General features: G+C 71.1%; 4 protein-coding genes. 2 read left to right on the top strand and 2 right to left on the bottom strand.

What is annotated here, in order from left to right; all coding sequences use genetic code 11:
- Positions 1–157 precede the first annotated feature (157 nt).
- Entirely contained in the window at positions 158–760 is a 603-nt protein-coding gene (locus BIU89_RS10215) for a J-domain-containing protein (protein WP_071246303.1), read from the bottom strand.
- A 46-nt stretch (positions 761–806) separates the two neighbouring features.
- Positions 807–2,627: a glycoside hydrolase family 15 protein gene (locus BIU89_RS10210; protein WP_071246301.1), complete on the bottom strand. Its 1,821-nt coding sequence runs from the start codon at positions 2,625–2,627 to the stop codon at positions 807–809.
- Positions 2,628–3,118: 491 nt separating this feature from the next.
- Between BIU89_RS10210 and BIU89_RS10205 the strand changes: the two genes are divergently transcribed.
- Both BIU89_RS10205 and BIU89_RS10200 read left to right on the top strand, forming a co-directional pair.
- Positions 3,119–4,285, top strand: coding sequence for an RtcB family protein (locus BIU89_RS10205; RefSeq protein ID WP_071246298.1), 1,167 nt, complete (start codon positions 3,119–3,121; stop codon positions 4,283–4,285).
- 127 nt (positions 4,286–4,412) lie between these two features.
- Positions 4,413–5,246: a DUF1206 domain-containing protein gene (locus BIU89_RS10200; protein ID WP_071246296.1), complete on the top strand. Its 834-nt coding sequence runs from the start codon at positions 4,413–4,415 to the stop codon at positions 5,244–5,246.
- Positions 5,247–5,364: the final 118 nt, after the last annotated feature.

Here is a 5,364-nt window from a genome sequence, read left to right as displayed (position 1 = left end):
CCGACTTGCGTTGCGCGCCGTCCGTCGTGCGTCTCGGCGCACGACGTGCCGGCAGCCGCCGCCGTCGTCACGGGCTGGGCGAAACCTCACGCGCTCACGTTCGCGAGAACTGTCGCTCAGCGCGAAATCTCGCCCCCGGACAGCACCCCGGCACCCCTCAGCGCCGTCGCCACCACCGCCGCGGCTTCGCCTCGAGCCGCGCCTGCTCCGCTGCCCGCGCGGCCGAAGCCATGCGCACCTCGCGGCGTTCCCGCCAGGCGAGCACCTCGGACTCGACGTCCCGCATCGGCGTCACCACCGGAGGCCCGCCGAGCAGCTGCCGCCGGGCTTCCTTCACCCGCGCGTTGAAGTCCACGAGGACGTCGCGCACGTCGGTCTCGAGCGACAGGGCATCGAGGGCGTCGTCGAGTTCGGCGTCCTCGGTCCGCAGTGCCAGGGCCGGCGGCGCGATGCCCCGGATGTCCTCACGCTCGATCTTCGACTTGATCCACCAGTCCGGGTCGTGCTGCCCGTCGAGGCCCGGCAGCGGCTTGCCGTGGTACGGGTTGCCCTCGAAGACCCCGCGCCGCTCGGCCTCCGCGATCTGGGCCCGGGCGTGCGCGGCGACGTCGGCGGCCTTGAGCAGCCGACGTTCCTCGCGTTCCGAGCGCACCTCGTCGGGGTCGAGCGACCCCCGCTCGATCTCCTGGTCGACGAGCTGCTGGTAGCGGTAGCGGGCGGCCCTGCGGAGCCGGTCCATCCGTGCATCGACGTCGTTCATCGTCAGGCCATGATGCCCCGCGCCCCCGAGGGGCTGTCCAGCCCGGTCAGGACTTCTCTGAGACTTCTTCGATGGTGAGCGCAGCCTGGATGAGCGCCAGGTGCGACAGCCCCTGCGGGAGGTTGCCCATGAAGTCCCCGTCCACGGCGCTGAGCATCTCGCTGAACAGCCCGACGTCGTTCGCCTGCGCAACCATGTCGTCCATCAGCTGCTTCGCGTCGTCGATGCGTCCGACGCACGCGAGCGCGGCGGCGAGCCAGAACGAGCACGCCACGAAGGGGGACTCCTCGTCCTGGATGCCGGAGTACCGGTACACCAGCGGCCCGTGCTGCAGCTGCTCCTCGATGGCGCGGATCGTGGACTCCATGCGCGGGCCACGGTCGAACGCCGACATCGCGTGCAGCAGGATCGAGCAGTCGAGCGCGTCGGTGCCCGGGTACATGACGTAGTGGCCGAGCTCCTCGTTCCACCCGTTCTCGGCGACCCAGTCCTCGATGAGCTCGCGGTTCTCGATCCACTTCTCGCGCGGGCCGTCGATCATCCCCGCGTCGTGCAGCTCGACCGCCGCGTCGAGCGCCTGCCAGCAGCCGATCTTGCTCGTCGTGTAGTGCTGCGCCTCCTGCAGCTCCCACATGCCCGAGTCCGGCTCCACCCAGCGGTGGCAGGCGTCGTCGGCCAGGTCCTGCAGCACCGAGGCCGTCTTGCGGTCGAGCACGTTGCCGGCTCGGACGTACTGGCGCATGATCTCGAACACGTCGCCCCAGACCCCGAGCTGCAGCTGGTCACCGGCGCGGTTGCCGATCGTGACCGGTCCGATGCCGTTCCAGCCCGGGACGTCGCGCTCCTCGACGGTGTTGCTCTTCGACCCGTCGAGTCCGTAGAAGATCGGCATCGTCTCGTCGTGCTCGGCGATCGTGCGCATCACCCACGACACGGCGGCGTGCGTCTCCTCGCGCAGGCCGAAGCGGGTGAGCGCGTGCACCGTGTACGCCAGGTCGCGCACCCAGGCGAACCGGTAGTCCCAGTTCTTGCCGCCGGTGCGGTCCTCGGGCAGGCTCGTCGTCGGGGCCGCAGCGATGGCGCCGGTGGGGGCGAAGATCAGGAGCTTCAGGGCGAGGGCGCTGCGCTGGACGGCGTCCGACCAGGGGCCGTCGTAGCTGAACTCCTTCGACCAGGTCGACCAGTTCTCGATCGTGCGGTCGACCCCCTCGAGCGTGCGCTCCGGTTCGGGCAGGAAGATCGGCTCGTCGTACGTGCCGACGATGGTCAGGATCGACTTCGAGCCCTCGGCCGTCGTGAACCGCCCCGAGAACCGGGGGCCGTCGTCGTGCACCGGTTCGAAGCCCTGCTCGACGATCGCGATGGTCACGCCATCGACGCCGATCACCGTGCCGTTCGCGGTGTCGAGTCGGCGCGGTTCCGCGGTGTTCAGGATCGTGCCGGGCACGACCGCCCACTCCATCTCGACCGAACCGTCGACCCCCTGCACGCAGCGGCCGATCTCGGCCCAGGGCAGCCGTCCGGCCACTCCGGTGACCATGGCGTCGGTCACGGTGGCGGAGCCGGACGGAGTCGTCCAGGTCGTCACGAGCACGTTCGTCCCCGGCAGGTAGGCGCGGGACACCTGCGCCTGGTCGTCCACCGGCCGCAGGGCGACGTGTCCGCCGTGCTCGGCGTCGACGATGCTCGCGAACACGGGCGGTGAGTCCATCGACGGGATCGGCAGCCAGTCGATCCGGCCGTCGAGCGCGATGAGGGCGACCGTCCGCCCGTCGCCGATCGCACCGTACGAACGGAGCGGGACGTACCCGTTCGTCCGTTCCTCGTTCTCGGTCGCGTCGGGGGTGTCTCGCGTGCGCTCGGTCATGCGTCCAGCCTGCCCCGGCCCCGGTGGCGACCATCAGGCGGACGTACCCCTCGTGGAGAACGCACGCCGGGCCTCCAGCCTGTGGAGAACCGCCGGAGCACCGCCGGCGAACCGCCGAAGCACCCCGGAGCACCGCCGACACGCCCACGTGACTTGCGCATCCCGGGCGTGTCGCACTAGCGTCGTCCTCCTGCCGATCGGCAGACCGCCCGCCCCGGGCACACCGGAAGGACCGCGCATGCGCGCCGTGCAGCACAACGAGGAACGCGTCGAGCTCCAGCTCGCCGCGGCCGCCGTGCTGCCCGAGCAGCAGTGGTCCCTCCGCTATCTCGCGTAGGCACGCGACGTCCCACGACGCCTCGTGCCCACCCGGCCCGGGGCGTTCGTCAGCACCGCCTCCTTCCGCCCGCCACGTCCGGCGACGACCAGGAGGCCCGGCGTACGACCGTCTCGGACCGTCACCTCGACCGTCACGAAAGCGAGACGACTCCATGAAGAAGATCAACGACCGATTGCTCAGCTGGGCCTCGATGCTCGAGGACAACACCGAGCAGCAGGCCCGCACGACCGCGCGCATGCCGTTCGTGTTCCCGCACCTGGCCCTCATGCCCGACGCACACCTCGGCCTCGGGGCCACCGTCGGGTCCGTCATCCCGACCCTCGGCGCGATCATGCCGGCGGCCGTCGGCGTGGACATCGGCTGCGGCATGATCGCGGTCCGCACGCAGTTCACCGCCACCGACCTGCCCGCCGACCTGCAGGGGCTGCGCGAGCAGATCGAGCGCGCGATCCCGCTGTCGGCCGGTGCGTCGAACCGGAAGATCGTGGCGACCGCCGCGCCCCGGATCGCCGAGCTCGAGGCGATGGCCGAGACCGCCCGGTTCGACCCGGACGGCGTGCACGGCGGGTGGCGGAACCAGCTCGGCACGCTCGGGTCCGGCAACCACTTCATCGAGGTCTCCCTCGACGAGCAGGACCGGGTCTGGCTCTTCCTGCACTCCGGGTCGCGAGGCGTCGGCAACAAGATCGCGCAGCGGCACATCAAGGTCGCCAAGAAGGCGATGGAGCGGTGGTGGATCCAGCTGGCGGACCCCGACCTGGCGTACCTGGTCGAGGGCACGCCGGAGTTCGACCGGTACATCGCCGAGCTCCGGTGGGCCCAGCACTTCGCGCTGCTCAACCGCGAGGAGATGATGGACCGCGTCGTCCGGCAGCTGTCCGAGGCCGTCGGCACGCCCGTCGACGAGCGCGAGCGGATCAACTGCCACCACAACTTCACGCAGCGTGAGATGCACTGGGGCAAGTCCGTGTGGGTTTCGCGCAAGGGTGCGATCCAGGCGAAGGCCGGACAGCCCGGCCTGATCCCCGGGTCGATGGGCACCGCGTCGTACGTGGTCGAGGGACTCGGCAACAAGCCCTCGCTCGAGTCGTCCCCGCACGGTGCCGGCCGGCTGTTCTCGCGGAGCGCTGCCCGGCGGACCTTCACCCACGAGCAGCTGCGCGAGGCGATGACCGGCATCGAGTACCGCGACACCGACGCGTTCCTCGACGAGATCCCGGCGGCGTACAAGCCGATCGACCAGGTCATGGCGGACGCCGAGGACCTCGTGTCGATCCGGCACACCCTGCGGCAGGTCGTCAACGTGAAGGGCGACTGAGACGCGCCCACCGACGGATGGGAGGCCCGTGGCGGCACCGCCACGGGCCTCCCGTCCGCCACGTGGCGGACCGCACGGCCCGGCGCGCCCCGGACAGGACGGCACGCGTCGGGCACGCTGGGGCGTGATGAGCGACACGGCGGAGCACGCAGCGAAGGAAACCGGACGACAGGTCCGGCGAGCGGCCGACAGCCGTTGGTTCGAGGTCACGGCACGCGCCGGGTTCGTCGGCAGCGGCATCGTCCACCTGCTGATCGGGTACCTGGCGATCCTGCTCGGCATCGGCAACGCGTCCTCCGGCGGCGAGACGGACCAGTCCGGTGCGCTGCAGCAGATCGCCGCGGTCCCCGGCGGGGTGTTCCTGCTCTGGCTGATCGCCGTCGGCACGGCCGCACTCACCGTGCGCCTGATCGTCGAGGCGATCGTCGGCGGCCGTTCCGACACCACCCGGGGGTGGCTCGCCCGGCTGAAGGACGTCGCGAAGGCCGTGGTCTACGGCGTGATCGCGTACTCGGCGGCCTCGTACGCGCTCGGTGCCGGGTCGAGCTCGAGCAGCTCGTCGCAGAGTGCCGCGGCGAAGACCCTGGCGACGCCCGGCGGGGTGTTCGTGCTGCTCCTCGCGGGGGCGATCGCGGTCGCGGTCGGCATCGGCCTCGTGGTGATCGGCTGCCGTCGGTCGTTCCGCAAGCAGATCTCGCGACCGTCGGGTCAGCTCGACCGTGTGGTCACCGTGCTCGGCGTCGTCGGGTACGTCGGCAAGGGGATCGCCGTGGTCATCGTGGGCGTGCTCATCGCCGTCGCGGGGCTGCAGAGCGACCCCGACCAGGCCACCGGCCTCGACGCCGCGTTCGACGCCGTGCGGAGCATGCCCGGTGGGGTGTTCGTCCTCGTCGCGATCGGCATCGGGTTCCTGGCCTTCGGCGTCTACAGCTTCTTCCGCGCGCGGTTCGCCCGCCTCTGACCCGCGGGTGCACGGACGACCGGACCGGCGCGGACTTTCGCACTGCGCGACACCTCACGGGCAGAAGCGGGCGTGAACTGTCGCTGAGCCCGTGAACTCGCAGCCGCAGCCGCAGCCG

The sequence above is a fragment of the Curtobacterium sp. MCBA15_005 genome (assembly GCF_001864855.1).
GTDB classification, from domain to species: domain Bacteria; phylum Actinomycetota; class Actinomycetes; order Actinomycetales; family Microbacteriaceae; genus Curtobacterium; species Curtobacterium flaccumfaciens.
This window is presented reverse-complemented; position numbering and strand designations above follow the sequence as displayed.